The organism is Cyanobium sp. Lug-B, assembly GCF_024345635.1.
GTDB classification, from domain to species: domain Bacteria; phylum Cyanobacteriota; class Cyanobacteriia; order PCC-6307; family Cyanobiaceae; genus Cyanobium; species Cyanobium minutissimum.
In genome coordinates, this window is the sequence record NZ_JAGQBM010000011.1 from 47,154 (window position 1) to 68,115 (window position 20,962).

Genomic DNA, 20,962 nt, shown 5'->3' on the forward strand with positions numbered 1-20,962 from the left:
GAAGCGCGCCCAGGAACGCCGCCGCAAGACCGTACAGGCTGTACAGAGCCCTGAACAGGAGCGGATCATCGCCCAGGGGCCTGTCGTGCATGTCGCCGCCCCACGTGATGAAATCAATCTGTTCATCTCTGGAAAAGGCCACTCACCAGTTCTCAGGTCGCAGTATCCGCTGGTCGTCTTGGAGAGCGCATTCGGTGCTGTGCATGCACCGGTGGTCGAAGCAGCCAATGCCGCCGGTGATGAGGCTGCGGAAGCTGGAGTGGAAGGGAATGGACGACCGGCGGCTGAAATGTTTGATCAAGGGAAAAGTGCTTGCGTCTTAAGGGTCCCAATAACGCGTGTTGCTGTTGGCGCGCCGGGCCTCACGCCGGCTGTAGTCGCTCACGCTTGGATTGGCCTGTAGAGGATCAACATGGGCCACCTGCTCCCACAGCTCACGCGGCGCCCAGCGCACCGTGTGCTGCACCCGGTTATGGCGCACCACATGGCACCATCGAGCCAGTCCGCACTGGGAGCAGAACAGCTCCTCCAGCCACTCGTCGCTGAGCGTGAAGACGGGGTAGGCGTTGATCAGCAGTTTGGCCTTGGCGGCTTGAATGCCCCTCTGGGTGAGCTCCTCGGCGCTGAGCAAGTGCAGGAAATAGCGTTTGCCGCCCCCGGCCAGCAAATGATCGGGATGGGCAGGGCAGAACAGCTCTCGGTTGCGGGATCGGCGCCGGCTGCGAGGGCTGGGGTCGGCAGAGGAGCTTGGCTTAGTCACAACAATCCCGTAGTCGAGGGCTGCGAGCACGAGCTGAGCTGCGGTGCCACGTCAGCGCCTTAACCATCATGTCAGACCCGAGATCCCCGTCAGGCGAGGACTGATTGAAAGTCAATCCGATGGGCTCTTGCCTGGGTTTCAGGATGGGTTGAGGTCGGCGGAAAGGCCTCAACCCTGCGCCTGAAAGCCCTAACGCCTCAACCGATCTCGACCTAATCAGCTAGCGCAAGCCGACTCCTGATGCCCGGATCGCGCTAGGCACTGATTTTCAACTCTATTACATCTTCTGCATCCCGCAGTGCTGGGCATCCTGAGAGGCTGGGGGATCTGTAGCGATTCGCCATCCACCACCACATCGTTCTGATCGAGACCCTTCACGTCGCAGTGCTGGTGGCGTTGTTTGAGCTGGTGCTCGCCTTCCTGGCAGCAGCGCTTTCGGGTGCCGCCGCACTGCCCTGCCTGAGGTCGTGGTTCCCCAACACCTGCTGGCCTCCGATGTCCAGCTGCTCCGCAGTGCCCCGCAATTGGCCGGCGGAAGCCGCCCTGCCGCTGCTGACCAAACAACCAAAACTCGCTCGCCTTTCGCAGCCATTGGGTACGACAGGCTGGAGCCCCGGCCAGTCCGTTCTTCTATGCCCTCCGTGGGCAGGACCCAGGCCTGCCGATTCTTCCCGGCCACCCGCCCTGGTGCAGGTGCTGCAGAAGACCAAAGCCAGCTTTGAGTTCCCAGCTGGTCAGCTCCAATCAGCCCTGTGGTGGTTTCGCAGGCGTTGATTGATCTGATCGATTCGTATCACCCAAGAGCAGCAGCAAGCGCGGGCCCTCGCCTACCCGCTGGCCTCAGCCAACGTGCATGATCTGACCCCAGTCGCCACCTGCTTCACGGCGCATCAGCGTTGGTGTACGCGGACGCTGGCTACCACAGCATGGATCAGCGGGAGGAGTTGGAGGGGATGAGCATCAAGGTCGGGATTGCCATGGGACCCGGCAAACGTCGAGCACTACCCAGATGGCTGGGTGGACAGTTTCATTGAGATGGCCAAGGCTCAAATCAGGCCAAAGAGGAGCACCCCTTCCGGGCCATCAAGCAGCTGTTCGGCATCTTGAACACCCGGCTACGGTGCATGATCAAGAGCCGTTGCAAGATCAAGGAGCTGGTGGCTTCAACCAACTTGTCCTTACTGTGCCGCCAACTGATGCAAGCCGGCTAAACAAGAGATTGTTGCGTCAATTGGCCACCGATTGCGAAACTGCAAGGAGTCGACGCCGATACCTTTAGCCAATCCAGCAACAGTCCCAGAGGCTCTGTTGGAGACCGCCCAGCCTCAGACCACCAGCAGGCTCATGCCCCAGTTGACCAGCACCAGGGCCACCCAGGCGGCACCGCCGATCAGGATCAGGCGGTTGGAGCGGCCGCTGTCCTCGGTGCTCGCGTAGAGCACCGGCACCGCCACGATCAGGGCGAAGGACATCACCACCAGGGCCAGAACGGTGAGGGTGTTGAGGATCTGCATGGGGCAGGAAGGCTCGGGGCCGGATCAGGCAGCGTGGGCGATCCTGCCATGCAGCGCGGGGCCCTGCCCGCCGCCGGAGCCATCCTTCACACGTTGTCGGGCGCGAACAGATCCCCGGCGGCCGCCAGGGCCCCCAGACCGGGGGCGGCGGCGTCCTTGGGGGCCAGCAGGGGCTGGTGGGGCGCCGGCAGCTCCCCCAGGGGCCAGTCGATGCCGATGGCCGGGTCGTTCCAGGCCAGGGAGCGCTCGCACTCCCGGCTCCAGTAGCCGGCGGTCTTGTACTGCACCTCCGCCACTGCGCTCAGGGTCAGGAAGCCGTGCGCAAAGCCCACCGGCACCCAGAGCTGGTACTGGTTCTCGGCGCTGAGCCGCTCGCCCACCCACTGGCCCAGGGTCGGGGAGTCCCGGCGCAGGTCGACGGCCACATCGAACACCTCCCCGACGGTGCAGCGCACGAGCTTGCCCTGGGGGTGCGGCGCCCGCTGGAAATGCAGGCCCCGCAGCACCCCCTGCACGGAGCGTGAATGGTTGTCCTGCACGAACTCGGGGGCATCGGCGTCCTCCCGTCCGAGGGCCTCGGCGAAGCGGCGCCGGTTCCAGCTCTCGCTGAACCAGCCCCGCTCATCGGCGTAGACCGCCGGGGTGAGCAGCAGGGGGCCGTCGATGGCCAGGAACTGAACGTTCATCGTTGGGGCTCCAGGGCCTGGTGGTCGCTGGCGGCCTCCTGCAGCAGGCGCAGCAGGTAGTCGCCATAGCCGGATTTCTTCAGGGGCAGGGCCAGCCGCTCCAGCTGGCCGTGGTCGATCCAGCCCAGGCGCCAGGCCACCTCCTCCGGGCAGCCCACCTTGAGGCCCTGGCGCTTCTCGAGGGTGCGGATGTAGCTGGCGGCCTCGTGCAGGGAATCGGGGGTGCCGGTGTCGAGCCAGGCCATGCCGCGGCCCATCAGCTCCACCCGCAGCAGGCCTTCATCGAGGTAGAGCTGGTTGAGGTCGGTGATCTCCAGCTCGCCCCGCGGCGAGGGACGCACCTGGCGGGCCCGCTCCACCACGGTGTGGTCGTAGAAGTACAGGCCCGTGACCGCATAGCGGCTGCGCGGCTGGGGCGGCTTCTCCTCGATGCTCAGCACCCGGCCATCGCCGCTGAACTCCACCACCCCGTAGCGCTCCGGATCGCTCACCGGGTAGGCGAACACCGTGGCCCCGGGCCGCTCGCCGTTGGCCCCCTGCAGCTGGGGGATCAGGTCGTGGCCGTGGAACAGGTTGTCCCCGAGCACCAGAGCCGCCGGTGCGCCGTCGAGGAACTCGGCGCCGATCAGGAACGCCTGGGCCAGCCCATCAGGGCTCGGCTGCACCGCATAGCGGATCTCCATGCCCCAGCCGGATCCGTCCCCCAGCAACCGCTCGAAGGCCGGCTGGTCGGTGGGGGTGGTGATCACCAGCACCTCGCGGATGCCCGCCAGCATCAGGGTGCTGAGCGGGTAGTAGATCATCGGCTTGTCGTACACCGGCACCAGCTGCTTGCTGACGGCGGTGGTGAGGGGGGCCAGGCGCGTGCCGCTGCCCCCCGCCAGGATCAGTCCCTTGCGGTTCATGGCGTCGGCTGCGGCAGCGCAGCCATCAGGCTGCCCATCTCCAGGGCCTGGAGGCCGTAGCTCCAGCCCAGGTTGCTCTTGATGCCGGCCCGCTCCAGCGCCTGCTGCAGGGTGTCGGTGGTGAGCACCCCGAAGATCACCGGCACACCGGTGTCGCGGGCCACGGCGGCCACGCCTTTGCTCACCTCGGCCACCACCACATCGAAGTGGGGGGTGTCGCCCCGGATCACGGCCCCCAGCGTGATGACCACCTGGTAGCGGCCGCTGGCGGCGAGCCGCTGGGCCACCAGGGGGATCTCGAAGCTGCCCGGCACCCAGGCCACGTCGAGCTGGGTGCTCTCGGGGCTGACGTCGATGCCGTGGCGGGAGAGGGAATCCAGGCAGCCGCTGAGCAGCTTGCCGGTCACCAGATCGTTGAAGCGGGCGATCACCAGACCGATCCGCAGACCGGCGACATCGGTGAAGCGACCTTCGAAAACCGTCAAGGGGTCAGACCACGAACAAGCTCATGCTCCAGTTGAGCAGCACCAGGGCCGACCCGGCCAGCCCCCCGGCCCGGTCCCCCTACGATCGGGACGCTCCTGACGGCGCACCCATGGCCAGGGAAGTCCAGCAGCAGCTCTCGCTCGCGGACGATCCGGCCCTCCAGGGGGACCTGTTCGGGGGCGCACCCGAGCCGGTGGCCTCTCCCTTGCCGGCGTCGGTGTCGGCGTCAGATGCCGACGAGGGCGCCCCGGACGACCAGGCCCTGCTGGCCGATGCCAGCGCCCGGCCCCGCCCCCGCCGCCAGCGGCCTGCGTCGGCCCCGGCCGCCTCCGCCCCCGAGTCCGACGGCGAGCAGGCCGGTGACCCGAGCGGTGGCGACCACAACGGCGCCCCGGCGGCGCCGGGCGCCGCCGGGGCGGAGCCCGATGGCGACCTGCCCCGCTGGCACCACCATTCCCTGGTGGACCCGGCGGCGCTCACCCCGGTGCTGCGCCACTACGTGGAGCTGAAGGCGGCCCACCCGGACCGGGTGCTGCTCTACCGCCTCGGCGACTTCTACGAGTTCTTCTTCGAGGACGCGATCCTGCTCTCGCGCCTGCTGGAGCTCACCCTCACCGGCAAGGACGCCGGCAAGGCCCTGGGCCGGGTGCCGATGGCGGGCATCCCCCACCACGCCGCCGAGCGCTACTGCGCCGACCTGGTGCGCCGCGGCCTCAGCGTGGCCCTCTGCGACCAGCTGGAGGCGACCCCCGCCAAGGGGGCCCTGCTGCGCCGTGGCATCACCCGGGTGCTGACCCCCGGCACGGTGCTGGAGGAGGGCATGCTGGCGGCCCGCCGCAACAACTGGCTCTGCGCCGTGGTCCTCGATGGCGACGGCAGCCACGCCGGCCGCTGGGGCCTGGCGGTCGCCGACGTCAGCACCGGCGAGTTCCGGGTGACCGAGCGCACGGGCAGCGGCAGCCTGCACCAGGAGCTGCTGCAGCTGGAGCCCGCCGAGGTGGTGTGGCCCGGCCCGGAGGAGGCGCCGCCCTGGTGTCCCGAGGGGCTGAGGCTCACCGCCCTGGCCCGCACCCCCTTCGACCCCACCGAAGCCGCCGCCCTGCTGCGCCGCCGCTTCCGCCTGGCCAGCCTCGATGGCCTGGGGCTGGGGGAGGCACCCCTGGCGCTGCGGGCCGCCGGGGGCCTGCTGGCCTACCTGGACACGACTCAGCCGGCGCCCGAACCCGCCCCGGCGACAGCGACGGAGGCCGCCGCGACCATCCCGCTGGAGATGCCCCGGCTCTGGCACGCCGGCGACCAGCTGGTGCTCGACGCCCAGACCCGCCGCAACCTGGAGCTCACCCGCACCCAGCTGGGCGGCGCCCTGCAGGGCTCCCTGCTCTGGGCCCTCGACCGCACCGCCACCGCCATGGGCGGCCGCTGCCTGCGCCGCTGGATCGAGGCCCCCCTGGTGGACCGCGCCGCGATCCTGGAGCGGCAGGAGGCGGTGAGCGAGCTGGTGGAGCAGCGGCCCCTGCGGCTGGGCCTGCGCCGGCTGCTGCGACCCATGGGGGATCTGGAGCGGCTGGCGGGCCGGGCCGGCGCCGGCAGCGCCTCCGCCCGCGACCTGGTGTCCCTGGCCGATGGCCTCGAGCGGCTGCCCCGCCTGGCGGCCCTGGTGGCGTCCTGCCGCAGCGGTCCCCTGGCGGCCCTCAAGGGTCCCTGGCCCGAACTGGCCGCCCTGGCCGAGGAGGTGCGCCACCACCTCATCGACACGCCGCCCCTGTCACTGAGCGAGGGGGGGCTGCTCCACGACGGGGTCGATCCGGTGCTCGACGGCCTGCGCAACCAGCTCGACGACCAGGAGGCCTGGCTCTCCCGGCAGGAGGCGATCGAGCGGCGGGCCAGCGGCAACCCCAACCTGCGCCTCCAGTACCACCGCACCTTCGGCTACTTCCTGGCGGTGAGCCGCGCCCGGGCCGCCGCCGTTCCGGACCACTGGATCCGCCGCCAGACCCTGGCCAACGAGGAACGCTTCGTCACCCCGGAGCTCAAGGGCCGCGAAGGCCGGATCCTGCAGCTGCGGGCCCGGGCCTGCCAGCGGGAGTACGAGCTGTTCTGCGAGCTGCGCCGCCGGGTGGGGGAGGCGGCGGGCCCCGTGCGGGCGGCCGCCCGGCGGGTGGCGGAACTCGATGCCCTGGCCTCCCTGGCGGAGGTGGCGGCCACCGGCGGCTACTGCCGGCCCGAGCTCAGCGAGGGGCGCGAGCTGGTGATCGAGGCGGGTCGCCATCCGGTGGTGGAACAGCTGCTGGTCGACGCCTCCTTCACCGCCAACGACCTGCACCTGGCGGCCCCCGGCCCCGACGGCGCCCCGGCGCCGGACCTGATCGTCCTCACCGGCCCCAATGCCAGCGGCAAGAGCTGCTATCTGCGCCAGAGCGGCCTGCTGCAGCTGATGGCCCAGATCGGCAGCTGGATCCCGGCCCGCTCTGCCCGACTGGGCATCGCCGACCGCATCTTCACCCGGGTGGGGGCGGTGGACGACCTGGCCAGCGGCCAGTCCACCTTCATGGTGGAGATGGCCGAGACCGCCAACATCCTTCACCACGCCAGCCCCCGGTCCCTGGTGCTGCTCGATGAGATCGGCCGGGGCACGGCCACCTTCGACGGCCTCTCGATCGCCTGGGCCGTGGCCGAGCACCTGGCCGAGGGCATCGGCGCCCGCACGATCTTCGCCACCCACTACCACGAGCTCAACGAGCTCGCCGAGCTGCTGCCCAACGTGGGCAACGCCCAGGTGCTGGTGGAGGAGACCGGCAACGACCTGGTGTTCCTGCACCGGGTCTGCCGGGGGGGCGCCAGCCGCAGCTACGGCATCGAGGCCGCCCGGCTGGCGGGGGTTCCCGCCTCGGTGGTGCTGCGGGCCCGCCAGGTGCTGGGCCGCATCGAGGCCAACAGCCATGTGGCGGTGGGGCTTCAGGGCGGCGGATCCAGAGCGGCCTGATCCAGCCAAGCCCGCCGCAGCAGGGCGTTGGCGGCGGCACCCACCAGGCCGGCGCCGCCCTTGCTGCCCTCCAGGCGGATCTGGGGGAGGGTGCTGGCGGCGAGATGGCGCTTGCTCTCGGCCACCCCCACGAACCCCACCGGCATGCCGATCACCAGGGCCGGCGCGGCGACCGTTCCGGCCTCCACCAGCTCCAGCAGCCGCTCCAGGGCCGTGGGGGCGCTGCCCACCAGCACCACCGCTCCGGGGTGCTCCACCAGCGCCCGCTCCATGCCCGCCGCCGCCCGGGTGCCGCCAAAAGGTGCCACCGACGGCGCCCAGGCCAGCACCGAAAGCACCGGATTGGCGAAGGTGCGCCGGGCCATGGGGGCCACGGCCGCCGCGGCCATGGCCGTGTCGGTGAGGATCGGCACACCGGCCGCCAGGGCTTGGAGGCCGGCAGCGCAGGCCCCCGGACCCATACGCAGATCCGGCGCCAGGGCCAGGTCGCCGCTGCTGTGCACCAGGCGTTCGAGAACCTCCTGCTCCACCCCCTCCAGGCCGGTGGGCCCCAGCCAGCCGCGGATACGGCGCACGCTCTCCCGGAAGATCGGATGGTCGAGGGAGGCCGCGGAGCCGGAAGAATCGAAGCTGTCCATCGCCTGAGGCGCCCCGGGGTGCAGAACCTCCCCCGGCGCCCGGCGCGGCCTGCAGCCCGGAAGGGGAGACGGCGAGGCTACGGGAGGCGCCGGTAGGGGCGGGGCGCCGCAGGGGCGTGACCTCAGCCATGCCGATGGGCTTGGCCCTTGCCGGGGCCGGGAGAGGGGCCCAGGAGCCGGAACAGAGCCAGGCGAAGGGGCAAGGACAGGGGCAGTCGTTCTCCACCGAATCCGAGTCCTGTACATTGTGTACAGATTCCGATATCGGCCCCGCGACCCATGCACACCCTCGGCGTGCTCGAGGCCAGGAAGCGTTTCCCCGAACTGCTCGATCGGGCCCGCGACGGCGAGGAGACCCTGATCGCACGCCATGGCCACGCGGTGGCTGCCCTGGTCCCCCTGTGGCGACGCCACCGTGGCCAGCGCCAGGCCCTGCTCGCCCTCCAGGGCAGCGGCCGCGACTGCTGGCCGGACCACCGGCCGCCCCCCGCCGGCAGCGGCGGGCCCATCGAGCCCTTGGACGGCGGCGCCACCCTGGTCCTCGGGTCGGCCGTGGCCATCGACGCCACGGTGCTGATTCCCTGGCTGCGCGGGGACGCCTCAAGCCGCCGGCACGAGCCCCTGATCGCCGCGATCGCCGCTGGCCACTGGCGCGGGGTCCTGAGCATGGCCACCCTGAGGACGCTGGTGGAGGGGCCCCTGCTCCAGGGGGACGAAGCCCTGGCGGCCCGCTACGAAGCCGTGTTCAGTGATCCTGCGGCCTGGACCCTGGTGAGCCTCACCCCCCAGGTGGCCCTGGCGGCGGCGCGCCTGCAGCGGCCCGGCAGCGGGCCGGCCCTGGGGCCCGATGGCGCCCTGGAGCTGGCCTCGGCCCTGCATGGCGGCGCCACGGCGATGATCAGCCGGGACCCCCGCCTGCTCGCCTCCCTGCCGGTGCCGGCGCGACCGCCTCTTCCCTGATGCCCATTCACCTCTACTGGGGCGACGACGAGGCCGCCCGGCAGCGGGCCCTGGCGGCGCAGATCGAGGCCCTGGTGGATCCCACCTGGGCCGCGATCAACCTCAGCCGCCTGGACGGGGCCGATGCCGGCCAGGCGGCCCGGGCCCTCGAGGAGGCCCGCACCCCCCCCTTCGGCGCCGGGGCCCGGGTGGTGGTGCTGCAGCGCAGTCCCTTCTGCCAGGCCTGCCCGGCGGAGCTGGCCGCCCAGCTGGAGGCCGCCGTCGAGCTGATCCCCCCCGACGGCCACCTGTTCCTGGTCAGTGAAGGCAAACCGGACGCCCGGCTGCGCACCACCAAGCGTCTGCGGACCCTGGCCGAAGAGCAATCCTTCACCCTGCCGCCGATCTGGGATGGAGCCGGGCAGATCGAGCGGGTGCAGAGCGCCGCCCGGGACCGGGGCCTGACCCTGGCACCGGCGGCGGCCGAGGCCCTGGCCGAGGCGATCGGAAGCGACGGGATGCGACTGGCCAGCGAGCTGGAGAAGCTGGCCCTTCATGCCGGCGGTGGCGGCGGTGGTGGCAGTGGCGGCGGTGGTGGTGGCCCGATCACGGCCGAGGCGGTGGCCGCCCTGATCGGCGGCCAGGTGACCAGCAGCCTGGCCGTGGGCGATGCCCTGCTGGCCCAGCACCCCGCCGAGGCCATCGCCCTGGTGGAGGCCCTGCTGGAGGTGGGCGAGCCCGCCCTGCGCATCGTGGCGGCCCTGGCCAGTCAGATCCGGGGCTGGCTGTGGGTGTGCCTGCTGGAGCGCAGCGGCGAGCAGGACGTGGCCGTGATCGCCAAGGCCGCAGGGATCGGCAATCCCAAGCGGATCTACGTGATGCGCAAGCAGATCCGCGGCCGCAGCCCCGACCAGCTGCTGGCCCTGCTGCGCCGCCTGCTCGATGTGGAGGCGGCCCTCAAGCGCGGTGCCGACCCCGGTGACGCCTTCCGGGACGGGTTCCTGCTGGCCGCCCTGGCGCAGCCCGGGAGCGGCCCGCGTCGATAATCGGGCCCGACGCGCCAGCGACGAGCCCATGGCCCTGCTGATTCAGAAGTTCGGGGGGACCTCGGTGGCGGACACCGAGCGGATCCGGGCGGTGGCCCGCCGCATCGCCGCGAGCCGCGAGGAGGGCCACGAGCTGGTGATCGTCGTGTCGGCCATGGGCCACACCACCGACCAGCTGACCGGCATGGCCGCCAGCCTCTGCAGCGATCCGCCCCGCCGCGAGATGGACATGCTGCTGGCCACGGGCGAGCAGGTGTCGATCGCCCTGCTGTCGATGGCCCTCCATGCCGAAGGCGTGCCCGCCGTCTCGATGACCGGCACCCAGGCAGGGATCATCACCGAATCGGCCCATGGCCGGGCCCGGATCCTGGAGGTGCGCACCGAGCGACTGCGCCGCCTGCTGGAGGACGGCCACGTGGTGGTGGTGGCCGGCTTCCAGGGCACCAGCAGCGGCCATGCCGGCACCCCGGAGATCACCACCCTGGGCCGGGGCGGCTCCGACACCTCCGCGGTGGCGCTGGCGGCCGCCCTCGGCGCCGACGGCTGCGAGATCTACACCGACGTGCCCGGGGTGCTCACCACCGACCCCCGCAAGGTGAGCGATGCCCAGCTGATGGACAGCGTCAGCTGCGACGAGATGCTGGAGCTGGCGAGCCTCGGGGCCGCGGTGCTCCACCCCCGGGCCGTGGAGATCGCCCGCAACTACGGGGTGCCCCTGACGGTGCGCTCCAGCTGGAGCCAGGCACCCGGCACCCGGCTCACCAGCGGTCCGGCCCGCCCGATCGGCAGTGAGGGGCTGGAGCTGGGGCGGCCCGTGGACGGGGCGGAGCTCGAGGCCGACCAGGCGGTGCTGGCCCTCTCCCACGTGCCCGACCGGCCGGGGGTGGCCGCCACCCTGTTCGAGGCCCTCGGCGCCGCCGGCCTCAACGTCGACCTGATCGTCCAGGCGATCCACGAGGGCGCCAGCAACGACATCGCCTTCACCCTGGCGGCGACGGAAATGGAGCGTGCCCGCCAGGTGTGCCAGGAGGTGCTGGCGGCGATGGGGGCCGATGGGGCCCAGCTCTCGGCCGAGGCGGGCATGGCCAAGCTCAGCATCGCCGGGGCCGGCATCCTCGGTCGCCCTGGGGTGGCGGCCCGGCTGTTCGACACCATGGCCCGCCTCGGCATCAACCTGCGCCTGATCGCCACCAGCGAGGTGAAGGTGAGCTGCGTGGTGGATGGCCAGCTGGGGGCCCGGGCCCTGCGGGCCGCCGGCGAGGCCTTCGAGCTCTCCGACCAGCAGCTGCGCCACGATCCGCCCCCCTGCCACCTCGGGGACCCGGCGGTGCGGGGGGTGGCCCTCGACCGCGACCAGGTGCAGGTGTCGGTGCGGCGGGTACCCGACCGGCCGGGGGTCGCCGCGGCCATCTGCCGGGCCCTGGCCGATGCGGGCATCAGCCTCGACGCCATCGTGCAGTCGGAGCGCACCCACGGCGGCCCCGAGGACCGGCGGCGCGACATGAGCTTCACCCTGCGGCGCGACGACCGGCCGGCGGCGGAGCGGGCCCTGGCCCCGATCCTGCGCCAGTGGGACGGCGCCGGCTTCGAGGAGGGCCCCGCCATCGCCAGGGTCAGCGCCGTGGGGGCCGGGATGGCCTGCACCGCCGGCACGGCGGCACGGATGTTCCGTTCCCTGGCCGACGCGGGCATCAACATCTCCCTGATCGCCACCAGCGAGATCCGCACCAGCTGCGTGGTGGCGGAGGCCGATGGCGTGCGCGCCCTGCAGGCGGTGCACCAGGCCTTCGGCCTCGGCGGCGCCGAGCGGCACGCGGCCGAGGGGACGGAAGCGCCAGCCTGACCGCGGCTTCCTAGTCTTGGGGCCCCGCCAGGAACGGGACATGTTGGTTCGGTTCTGGGGAACCCGCGGTTCGATCGCCAAGCCCGGCCCGGACACCTTCCGCTTCGGTGGCAACACCTCCTGCGTGGAGGTCCGCTCCGATGCCGGCACCCTGCTGGTGATCGACTGCGGCACCGGTGCCCACGGCCTGGGCCAGGCCCTGATGCAGGAGCGTCCCGACGGCGTGGAGGGGTCGCTGCTGATCAGCCACACCCACTGGGACCACATCCAGGGCTTTCCCTTCTTCGCCCCCTTCTTCGCCCCTGGCCACACCTGGGATGTCTTCGGGCCGAGCGGCCTCTCGGGAAGCCTGCGCAGCGTGCTCTCCGGCCAGATGCAGCACGCCTACTTCCCCGTCACCCTCGAGCAGTTCGCCGCCACGATCCGCTACCACGACCTGCACGAGGGCACGTTCCGGATCGGGGATGTGACGATCACGACCCATCTGCTCAACCATCCCGCCCTCACCCTGGCCTACCGGCTGCAGGCGGACGGGGCCACGGTCATCTACTGCTGCGACCACGAACCCCACGACCCCGCCCTGGCCAGCGGCCTCGGTCCGCTCTCCGGCCAGGACCTGCACTACGCCGCGTTCATCGAGGGGGCCGACCTGGTGATCCACGACGCCCAGTACACCGCCCTGGAGTTCCCGGCCAAGCTCGGCTGGGGCCACAGCTCGGTGGAGTACGCCGTGCGCCTCTGCGAGGAGGCCGGGGTGGCCCGGCTGGCGCTCACCCACCACGACCCCCTGCGCAACGACGCGACCATCGACCTGATCCTGGCCGGTGTGCGCGCCGATCTGGCCGCGCGGGGCAGCCCCCTGGAGGTGCTGGCGGCTGCGGAGGGCCTGCTGCTGCACACCACTGCCCACACCCCGGAGGCCGGCGGCGCCCCGCCGGCCGAAGCGGGGAACGACCCCGCCACCGGGGCCCTCAGCGACGATTCCGGCGGGCCTCCGGCCCTGGTCTGGGTGACGGACCGCGATCTGGAGGCGGCCCTCATCACCGCCCTGCGTCTGGAGGGCCTGCCCTTCCATGTCTGCGGCGGCGAAGCCGATCTGCGGCAGCGTCTCGAGCGCGAAGGAGCCTCCCTGCTGCTGCTGGAGCAGGCGCTCCCCGTCCGCGATGGCCCCGCCCTGGTCCGCAGGCTGCGGGAGACCCCGGCCACGGCGGCAGCCGAGATCCCGGTGGTGATGCTGGCGGCCGTGGAGGAGCAGGCCCGCCACGACGACCCCCTGGTCAGCGAGTGGCTGGTGCTGCCGGTCTCCGAGAGCTACCTGCGTGCCCGGCTCCGGGCCTGGAGCCTGCGCACCCCCTGCCGCTGGGAGCGGGCCCGCCCCCCCCAGGACGAGGAAGGGCGCCTGCGGCGGCTGGCGGAGCTGGGCCTGCTGGACACGGAGCGGGAGGAACGCTTTGACCGGCTGACCCGGATCGCTGCCGCCGCCTTCGATGTGCCGATCGCCCTGATCAGCCTGATCGATGCCGAGCGGCAGTGGTTCAAGTCCAGCCATGGCCTGGCCACCTGCCAGACCTCCCGCGACCTGGCCTTCTGTGCCCATGCCATCAGCCAGCGGTCGGACCTGCTGGTGGCGGACACCTGGCTCGACGAGCGCTTCGCGGAGAATCCCCTGGTGCTGGGGGAGCCCCGGATCCGCTTCTATGCGGGCTCGCCCCTGATCCTCGACGACGGCACCTGTCTGGGCACACTGTGTCTGATCGACACCCGCCCGCGTCAGCTCAGCGGCGCCGAACTCTCCCTGCTCCACGACCTGCGCGACCTGGTGCTTCTGGAGCTGTCCCCCCAGCCATGGCCCGTCGCCCTCCACCATTCCTGAACTGGCTGGCCGGTGTTCTCCTGCTGCCGGTCCTGGGCAGCTGCCAGGGCGCGGCCGTCTCCGCCCCGGTGCGCAGCGTGCCGGTGGTGGGTGGCCTCGAGCACCCCTGGGCCGTGGCCTGGCTGCCGGGGGGCGACCTGCTGATCACGGAGCGGCCAGGCCGGCTGCGCCTGGTGCGGGGCGGCGTGCTGCAGGCCGAGCCGATCCGCGGCGTGCCGGAAGTGCTGGCCGCCGGCCAGGGGGGCCTGCTGGATGTGGCCGTCCATCCCGACTTCGCCACCAACCGCTGGATCTATCTCACCTATGCGGCCGGTAGCGCCGACGCCAACCACACCCGGCTGGCCCGGGCCCGCTTCGACGGCCGTGCCCTCAGCGATCTGCGGGTGCTGTACGCGGTGCCGCAGCGCAAGAGCGGCGCCCAGCACTTCGGCTCCCGCCTGCTCTGGCTCCCGGATCGCACCCTGCTGCTGGCGATCGGAGACGGGGGCAATCCCCCGATCGAACTGGAGGGGCAGCTGATCCGCACCCAGGCCCAGAACCCGCTCAGCGCCCTGGGCAAGGTGCTGCGCCTCAACGACGACGGCACCCCGGCCCGGGGCAATCCCTTCGCCGGCCAGCCCGGCGCGCTGCCGGGGCTGTGGAGTCTCGGGCACCGCAATATCCAGGGAATGGCCCTCGATCCCCGCACGGGCCGGGTCTGGGCAAGTGAGCACGGCGCCCGCGATGGCGACGAGCTCAACCGGATCGAGGCCAGCGTGAACTACGGCTGGCCGCGGGTGACGCACAGCCGCGAGTACTTCGGCCCGCCGATCGCACCGGCCACCAGCGCCCCGGGCCTGCGGGATCCGGTCCTCGTCTGGACGCCCGCCATCGCCCCCTCCGGCCTGGCGGTCTACGACGGCGATCGCTTTCCAGGCTGGCGCGGTGATCTCTTCGCCGGCGGACTGGTGTCCCGGCAGGTGCATCGGCTGCGCCTGGATCCAGCGGGATCGGTGACACCCCAGCAGGAGATTCCCATCGGCGCCCGGGTGCGGGACGTGCGCCAGGGCCCGGACGGCTACCTGTACGTGCTCACCGACGGGGCCGGTGATGGCCAGCTGCTGCGCCTGGAACCGATCGGAGCGCCCTGAAGTTCGGGGCGTCCTGACGTCTGGATTAGCGTTCGATCTCCCTGGAACCCTCTCCATTCACATGGGCCGTCAATTCCCATGAACCGACCCGAGGAGATCGCCGAGGGCCTGGCGAAGGGTGAGTTCTTTCTGGAGTATCTGCCCATCCTGTCCCTCCCGGATCTCCGCTGCATCGGAGCCGAAGCCCTGATCCGCTGGCGGCGGGCCGATGGCTCTCTGGTCATGCCCGGGGAGTTCATCCCGTCCCTGGAGTCCACCCCCGCCTCGGGTGTGCTCACCTACTGGGTGATCGAGACCGCGGCGGCCGAACTCAAGGACTGGTTGCGGCGCCATCCCGACGTGCATCTCAGTCTCAACGTTCCACCGGAGATCACCGGACGGGGCGGGGTCTATTACGCCGCGATGAAGGCCGGCCTGGTTGACATGATTCCCCAGCTGATCCTGGAAGTCACCGAGCGGGGGCTTCCTGATGCCCTGGGCCTGGCCGGCATGTTCCAGGCCCAGCAACTGGGCATCAAGATGGCGCTCGATGACGTCAGCCTGCTGCGGGGCGCCAATCTCGCCATCCTCAGCCGTTGTCCTTTCGACATCATCAAGGTGGATCGCACGATGGTGGCCATGATCACCCCGGAGACGCCCAATCCGGAGTGGCTGGAGGGACTCACCGCCCTGATCCGCTCGTCCCGGCTGATGGTCATCGCCGAAGGGGTCGAGACGGACCAGCAACTCCAGGTGCTGAGGCAGGCGGGGGTCCAGGCCGTCCAGGGCTTCCACCTGTCCCCTCCAATCTCCGCCGAAGCCCTGATCGCCTTCCATCAGCGGACCGATGGTCCGGAGGACGCCAACGGGGACCTCCAGCCGTGAAGTAGGAAAGGGCGACCTTCACGCAGGATTCCCATGGCCCGGCGCGCCGCCGCTTCCTTCCTGAGCGACTTCCAGGATTTCATCAACAAGGGCAACGTGGTCGACCTGGCCGTGGCCGTGGTCATCGGCGGTGCCTTCGGCAAGGTGGTGGATGCCATCGTCAGCCTGGTGATGACCAGCCTGCTGGAGCCGGCCCTGAAGGCGGCTCAGGTGGAGGCGATCAACGCCTGGCCCGCCGGTGCGGTGATCGTGGCCCTGATCAACTTCCTGGTGATCGCCTTCGTGGTGTTCCTGATCGTGCGGGCGATCGAGGCGATGAAACGCCAGGAGGAGGCCCGGGCCGCCGATGCCGGGCCCGATCCCCAGGCCGAACTGGCGGCCGCCGCCAACCGTCTGGCCGAAGCTCTGGAGCGCCGCGGGCTCTAGGCCCGCGAAGGCGGCGGGGGGCCTAGGCCGCGGGCCGTCCCACCAGCTTGTGGCGCAGGTTCTTGATCCGGTCCCGCAGGTTGGCCGCCTCCTCGAACTCCAGGCTCTTGGCCGCCGCCTTCATCTTCTCCTCCAGCTGGGTGATCAGCTCGGGCAGGGCATCGAGGGGCACCTCGTTCTGCTCGGCCTGCTCGGCGGCCACCTCCAGCTGGTCGTCGCTGAGCCGGCGGGACAGCTCCAGGAAGGAGAGGATGGAATTGCCCGCCCGCTTGCCGGCGGGGGTGGGGGTGATGCCATGGCGTTCGTTGTAGGCGTGCTGGATCACCCGACGGCGCTCGGTCTCGGAGATCGCCTTGGCCATCGAATCGGTGAGGTTGTCGGCGTAGAGGAGGGCCACCCCGTCGATGTGGCGCGCCGCCCGGCCGATGGTCTGGATCAGGGAGCGCTCCGCCCGCAGGAAGCCCTCCTTGTCGGCATCGAGGATCGCCACCAGGGACACTTCGGGCAGGTCGAGGCCCTCCCGCAGCAGGTTGACGCCCACGAGCACGTCGTAGGCCCCGTTGCGCAGATCCTGGATGATCTCGATCCGCTCGATCGAATGGATCTCCGAGTGCAGATAGCGCACCCGCACCCCGTTCTCGGCCAGGTAGTCGGTGAGGTCCTCGGCCATGCGCTTGGTGAGGGTGGTGACCAGCACCCGCTCCTGGCGGTCGGCCCGCACCCGGATCTCCCCGAGCAGGTCGTCCACCTGGCCCTCCGACGGGCGCACCTCCACGATCGGGTCGAGGACGCCGGTGGGGCGGATCACCTGTTCCACCACCTGGCCGCGGCTCTGGGCCAGTTCCCAGGTGCCGGGGGTGGCCGAGACGAAGATGGTCTGCCGCGCCTTCTCCCAGAACTCGTCCCCCTTGAGGGGCCGGTTGTCGGCGGCGCTGGGCAGCCGGAAGCCGTGCTCGATCAGCACCTGCTTGCGGCTCTGGTCGCCGTTGTACATGGCCTGGAGCTGGGAGCAGGTGACGTGGCTCTCGTCCACCACCAGCAGCCAGTCGTCGGGGAAGTAGTCGATCAGGCATTCGGGCGGGGTGCCGGCCTCCCGGCCGGCCAGATGCCGGGCGTAGTTCTCCACCCCGTTGCAGTAGCCCACCTGCTCCAGCATCTCCAGGTCGTAGGTGGTGCGCTGCTCCAGGCGCTGGGCCTCCAGCAACCGCCCCTGGCCATTGAGCACGTCCAGCCGTTCGCGCAGTTCGGCCCGGATCGCCTGAATCGCCCCCTGCAGCCGTTCCTTGGGGGTCACGAAGTGCTTGGCCGGGTAGATGTTGATCGACTCCAGGCTCTGGAGGATCTCGCCGGTGGTGGGATCGACGTAACGGATCGCCTCCACCTCGTCGCCGAACAGCTCGATCCGCACCAGCCGGTCTTCGTAGGCCGGACCGATCTCCAGCACATCGCCGCGCACCCGGAAGCGACCGCGGCTGATCTCAATGTCGTTGCGGGAATACTGGTTGTTGACCAGACCCCGCAGGGAGCCGCGCAGATCGAGCTTGTCGCCCACCTCGAACTTCACAGCAGCCTTGAGGTATTCCGAGGGGATGCCGAGGCCGTAGATGCAGCTGATCGAGGCCACCACAATCACATCGCGCCGTTCGAACAGCGACCGGGTGGCCGAGTGCCGCAGCATGTCGATCTCTTCGTTGATCGAGGCGGTCTTGGCGATGTAGGTGTCCGAGACGGGAACGTAGGCCTCGGGCTGGTAGTAGTCGTAGTAGGAGATGAAGTATTCGACGGCATTGTTGGGGAAGAACTCCCTCAGCTCGTTGCAGAGCTGGGCCGCCAGGGTCTTGTTGTGGGCAAGCACCAGCGTGGGGCGCCCCGTGCGGGCGATCACGTTGGCGATCGAGAAGGTCTTGCCGGTGCCGGTGGCACCGAGGAGGGTCTGGAAGCGTTCGCCCCCGTCGACACCCTTCACCATCGCTTCGATGGCGGCGGGTTGGTCGCCCTTCGGTTCGTAGGGGGCGTGAAGCTGGAATGGCATCGGACCATTCTGGCGGTCACCCGAGGGGAACGCCCCGGCGGGGAAAACCGATCAGCCCACCCCGGAGGCCGCCGCCATCGCCCGGGTCAGGGGCACATCCAGACCCATCCAGCCCAGGACAAGGCTGCTCAGCACGCTGTAGGCCAGGGCCCCGAGGATGGCGCTGATCAGACCGTTCTGGAGCCGGAACCCGTTGATCAGCCAGGCGGCCAGGCTGAACAGGATGATCGTGATCAGCCAGTTGAACAGGAACGACACCGGGCTGATCAGGCCCCCGAGCGAGGAGACGAACCAGACCGGTCCCAGCAGGAGCTTCAGGGGGAGCACCAGCAGGGTGCCCAGCAGGGCGATGACGATCGCCGACAGCAGGGCCGCCGAAAAGCTCGCCAGCTCCACCCCCAAAGGCAGTCGTGCGACCAGCAGCAGAATGAGGGCCCGGATCGGCCATTGCAGGAGCCAGGTCAACGAGCCCATGGGAAGCGGTGCCGCAACCCGATCAGCTTACCGAGTCTGTTCGTTTTGAACCATCGACGCCAGGGGCAGGGCCTCCCGCAGGGCACGCACCACGGCCACCATGGCGAGCTCATCGTCGAGGCGGTTGACGGCGGAGCCGACCCCGACGCCGGCGGCGCCGGCGGCCAGGGCCATCGGCACCGTGACGGCCGAGAGCCCGGAGGCGCACAGCACCGGCACGGCCACCGCCCGGCTGATGGCATGGGCCGCCGCCAGGGTCGGGGCGGCCTTCTCGATCAGGCCCAGGGCGCCGGGGCTGAGGGGACGGGCGCTGGTGCCGCCCTCGGTCTGGATCAGATCGGCGCCGGCGGCCACCAGCTCCACCGCCAGCCGCTCCTGCCCATCGAGGGGAAGGGTGTGGGGCACGGTGACCGAGAGGACCGTCTCCGGCAGCAGCGCCCTGGTGCGGCGGGTGAGCTCGAGCACTTCGGCGGCACCGAAGACCCGCCCCTGGGGATAGAAGCTGTCGTAGTTGCCGATCTCCACCATGGCGGCACCGGCCTCCACGGCCGCCGGGAACAGGAGCGGATCCACCGCCGAGACGCAGACCGGCAGCCCCGGAGCCAGCGCCACGGCCAGGCGCACCAGGGCGGGGTCACAGGCCAGATCCACCAGATCGGCGCCGCCGGCGGCGGCGGCCCGGACCACCCGCTGCACCCGGGCCGCGTCGAAGTTGTCGAGGCCGGCGATGACCTTCAGCGCCCGCCCCTGACGGATCGCCTGCTGCAGGGCGGTGGGCAGGCTGGAGAGGCGGGTCATCGGCGGATGGAAAGACGCAGACGGTGATTCTCCCACCCGACCCAAGCCGGACGCCGCGCCCCTGGGGACGCGACCAGACGCGCCTGCACCGGCATCTGCTGCGGCGACCCACCCTGCTGCCGGCGGGGGGGTCGCTGCTGGTCGCCGTGTCCGGCGGCCAGGACTCCATGGCCCTGACCACCCTGCTGCTGGACCTCCAGCCCCTGCACGGCTGGCGGCTGCAGCTGTGGCACGGCGACCACGGCTGGCGCCAAGAATCGGCACGCCAGGCCGCGGACCTGGCCCGGTGGGCCCGGAGTCAGGGACTGGACCTGAAGCTCGACCGGGCCGATCCGGCCCCCGGCAGCGAGGCCGCTGCCCGGGAGTGGCGCTACGGCTGCCTGGCCGCGGCGGCCCTCCAGGGGGGCTGCACCCATGTGGTGACGGGCCACACCGCCAGTGACCGGGCCGAGACCGTGCTGCTCAACCTGGCCCGCGGCAGCCACCTGCGCGGCCTGGCCAGCCTCGGGGCCAGCCGGCCCCTGGCCCCGGCCGCCGGCCCCCTGCGGCTGGCCCGGCCGCTGCTGATCTTCGACCGCAGCGACACCGGCCGGCTCTGCCGGGAGCGGGGCCTGCCCGTCTGGACGGACAGCAGCAACGGGGATCTGCGCTTCGCCCGCAACCGGCTGCGGGCCGACGTGATGCCGGTGCTGGAGGCCCTCCATCCCGGGGCCAGTCGGCGGATCAGCGCCCAGGCGGAACGTCTGGAGGCGCAGGCCGAGGCCGAGGCGGAACTGCTGGACCTGGCCCTGGAGGGCCTCCGGCAGGGCGAGTGCCCCGCCCGGCTGCCGCGCCGCCGCCTGGCCGGCCTGGCCCCGGCCAGCCAGCGACGGCTGCTGCACCACTGGCTGCGCCGGCACCTGGGGCGGGAGCCGGGATCGGGGAGCCTCGAAACCCTGGTGGATCGGCTGGTCCGGGGGGGGGACACGGGCCGGCTGGATCTGCCCGGAGGATGGCAGCTGCACTGGGATCACAGCACACTGTGGGTCCGCTCACCCGACCCGCTCCATGGCCGAGACCAGCGCCAATGACGCCGCCCAGCGCTATGCGGTGATCGAGCAGGCCTACTCCAGGGAGAAGTGGGCCACGGTGCTGGCCGATGGGGCCGAACTGCTGCAACAGCTGCAGCCCTCGGACAATCCCCAGCTCACCGGGCTGAAGCTGCGGCTCCAGCTGCTGCTGGGTCATACCCAGCTCTACGGCTACGGGGACAAGGCCACGGCCGCCGGGTACTACGGGACGGTGGCGGAGCAGAGCGGCGAGGCTGCCCTCACCAGGATCGCCGAGCAGGGACTCAAGCAGTGCGCGATCGATGAGACCGGCGCCACCCCGACCCCGGGGTCGGCCGTGGCGGACATCGGCACCCCCGGTCCGGAGTTCCTGGTCGCAGGGGCCGCAGGCTCGGCGTTCACCGCGCAGGCGGTCACCGGCCCGGCGGCCCCCTGGCTGACCACGGCGCCGGCGACAACCGCCTCGGCGGCAGCCGCCGCCCCAGCCACCGCCGCCGACCTGGAGCCGGCAACGGC

Annotated in this window: 19 protein-coding genes; 10 read left to right on the forward strand and 9 right to left on the reverse strand. The window is 71.2% G+C overall.

Features of this window, described 5'->3' with window-relative positions; genetic code table 11:
* Window positions 1-319 precede the first annotated feature (319 nt).
* The 5 genes from KBY81_RS04610 to ribH all read right to left on the reverse strand — a co-directional run bounded on the left by KBY81_RS04610 (window position 320) and on the right by ribH (window position 4,350).
* Window positions 320-790 carry a hypothetical protein gene (locus KBY81_RS04610; protein WP_254975787.1) on the reverse strand — a complete coding sequence of 157 codons (471 nt, stop codon included), beginning with the start codon at window positions 788-790 and terminating at the stop codon, window positions 320-322.
* Window positions 791-2,085: 1,295 nt separating this feature from the next.
* Window positions 2,086-2,274: a photosystem II reaction center protein PsbZ gene (gene psbZ, locus KBY81_RS04615; protein ID WP_094584244.1), complete on the reverse strand. Its 189-nt coding sequence runs from the start codon at window positions 2,272-2,274 to the stop codon at window positions 2,086-2,088.
* 86 nt (window positions 2,275-2,360) lie between these two features.
* A complete protein-coding gene (gene rfbC, locus KBY81_RS04620) occupies window positions 2,361-2,960 on the reverse strand; it encodes a dTDP-4-dehydrorhamnose 3,5-epimerase (RefSeq protein WP_254975788.1) in 600 nt (199 codons plus the stop codon).
* Window positions 2,957-3,865, reverse strand: coding sequence for a glucose-1-phosphate thymidylyltransferase RfbA (gene rfbA, locus KBY81_RS04625; RefSeq protein ID WP_094584242.1), 909 nt, complete (start codon window positions 3,863-3,865; stop codon window positions 2,957-2,959). Before rfbA ends, rfbC begins: the two co-directional genes overlap by 4 nt.
* Window positions 3,862-4,350 carry a 6,7-dimethyl-8-ribityllumazine synthase gene (gene ribH, locus KBY81_RS04630; RefSeq protein WP_094584241.1) on the reverse strand — a complete coding sequence of 163 codons (489 nt, stop codon included), beginning with the start codon at window positions 4,348-4,350 and terminating at the stop codon, window positions 3,862-3,864. The genes rfbA and ribH overlap by 4 nt, the downstream gene beginning before the upstream one ends.
* 110 nt (window positions 4,351-4,460) lie before the next feature.
* On the opposite strand from ribH, the gene mutS reads away from it, so the two are divergent.
* The gene (mutS, locus tag KBY81_RS04635; protein WP_254975790.1) at window positions 4,461-7,334 is read left to right on the forward strand and encodes a DNA mismatch repair protein MutS; all 2,874 of its coding nucleotides are present in this window, start codon (window positions 4,461-4,463) and stop codon (window positions 7,332-7,334) included.
* Here mutS and KBY81_RS04640 read toward each other — a convergent pair.
* Window positions 7,307-7,972, reverse strand: a complete 666-nt coding sequence (locus KBY81_RS04640) for a precorrin-8X methylmutase (RefSeq protein WP_254971850.1) — start codon at window positions 7,970-7,972, stop codon at window positions 7,307-7,309. The genes mutS and KBY81_RS04640 overlap by 28 nt on opposite strands.
* 279 nt (window positions 7,973-8,251) lie before the next feature.
* Between KBY81_RS04640 and KBY81_RS04645 the strand changes: the two genes are divergently transcribed.
* The 7 genes from KBY81_RS04645 (at window position 8,252) to mscL (ending at window position 16,093) form a co-directional block, all read left to right on the forward strand.
* Complete coding sequence (locus tag KBY81_RS04645; RefSeq protein WP_254975791.1) at window positions 8,252-8,932, forward strand: type II toxin-antitoxin system prevent-host-death family antitoxin; 681 nt, start codon at window positions 8,252-8,254, stop codon at window positions 8,930-8,932.
* On the forward strand, window positions 8,932-9,957 hold the full coding sequence (gene holA / locus KBY81_RS04650; protein WP_106222081.1) for a DNA polymerase III subunit delta: 1,026 nt from the start codon (window positions 8,932-8,934) through the stop codon (window positions 9,955-9,957). Before KBY81_RS04645 ends, holA begins: the two co-directional genes overlap by 1 nt.
* A 28-nt stretch (window positions 9,958-9,985) precedes the next feature.
* Window positions 9,986-11,800 (forward strand): aspartate kinase, encoded by a 1,815-nt coding sequence (locus tag KBY81_RS04655; RefSeq protein ID WP_254975792.1) that lies wholly within the window; start codon window positions 9,986-9,988, stop codon window positions 11,798-11,800.
* 40 nt (window positions 11,801-11,840) lie between these two features.
* Window positions 11,841-13,673: an MBL fold metallo-hydrolase gene (locus KBY81_RS04660; RefSeq protein WP_254975793.1), complete on the forward strand. Its 1,833-nt coding sequence runs from the start codon at window positions 11,841-11,843 to the stop codon at window positions 13,671-13,673.
* Window positions 13,646-14,803 (forward strand): PQQ-dependent sugar dehydrogenase, encoded by a 1,158-nt coding sequence (locus tag KBY81_RS04665; protein WP_254975794.1) that lies wholly within the window; start codon window positions 13,646-13,648, stop codon window positions 14,801-14,803. Before KBY81_RS04660 ends, KBY81_RS04665 begins: the two co-directional genes overlap by 28 nt.
* A 78-nt stretch (window positions 14,804-14,881) precedes the next feature.
* Window positions 14,882-15,667, forward strand: a complete 786-nt coding sequence (locus KBY81_RS04670) for an EAL domain-containing protein (protein WP_254975795.1) — start codon at window positions 14,882-14,884, stop codon at window positions 15,665-15,667.
* Between the two features lie 33 nt (window positions 15,668-15,700).
* Window positions 15,701-16,093, forward strand: a complete 393-nt coding sequence (gene mscL, locus KBY81_RS04675) for a large conductance mechanosensitive channel protein MscL (protein ID WP_254975796.1) — start codon at window positions 15,701-15,703, stop codon at window positions 16,091-16,093.
* Window positions 16,094-16,115: 22 nt separating this feature from the next.
* On the opposite strand, the gene uvrB is transcribed toward mscL, so the two are convergent.
* From uvrB to KBY81_RS04690, 3 genes are read right to left on the reverse strand one after another with little or no spacing between them, the layout of a single operon-like run.
* Entirely contained in the window at window positions 16,116-18,125 is a 2,010-nt protein-coding gene (gene uvrB / locus KBY81_RS04680) for an excinuclease ABC subunit UvrB (protein ID WP_254975797.1), read from the reverse strand.
* Window positions 18,126-18,176: 51 nt separating this feature from the next.
* Entirely contained in the window at window positions 18,177-18,599 is a 423-nt protein-coding gene (locus KBY81_RS04685; RefSeq protein ID WP_106222095.1) for a phage holin family protein, read from the reverse strand.
* 27 nt (window positions 18,600-18,626) lie between these two features.
* The gene (locus tag KBY81_RS04690; RefSeq protein ID WP_254975798.1) at window positions 18,627-19,397 is read right to left on the reverse strand and encodes a DUF561 domain-containing protein; all 771 of its coding nucleotides are present in this window, start codon (window positions 19,395-19,397) and stop codon (window positions 18,627-18,629) included.
* 23 nt (window positions 19,398-19,420) lie between these two features.
* On the opposite strand from KBY81_RS04690, the gene tilS reads away from it, so the two are divergent.
* Window positions 19,421-20,467 carry a tRNA lysidine(34) synthetase TilS gene (tilS, locus tag KBY81_RS04695; RefSeq protein ID WP_254975799.1) on the forward strand — a complete coding sequence of 349 codons (1,047 nt, stop codon included), beginning with the start codon at window positions 19,421-19,423 and terminating at the stop codon, window positions 20,465-20,467.
* Window positions 20,445-20,962 (forward strand): hypothetical protein (locus KBY81_RS04700; RefSeq protein WP_254975800.1); only part of this gene is annotated, 518 nt, incomplete at its 3' end. The genes tilS and KBY81_RS04700, both read left to right, overlap by 23 nt.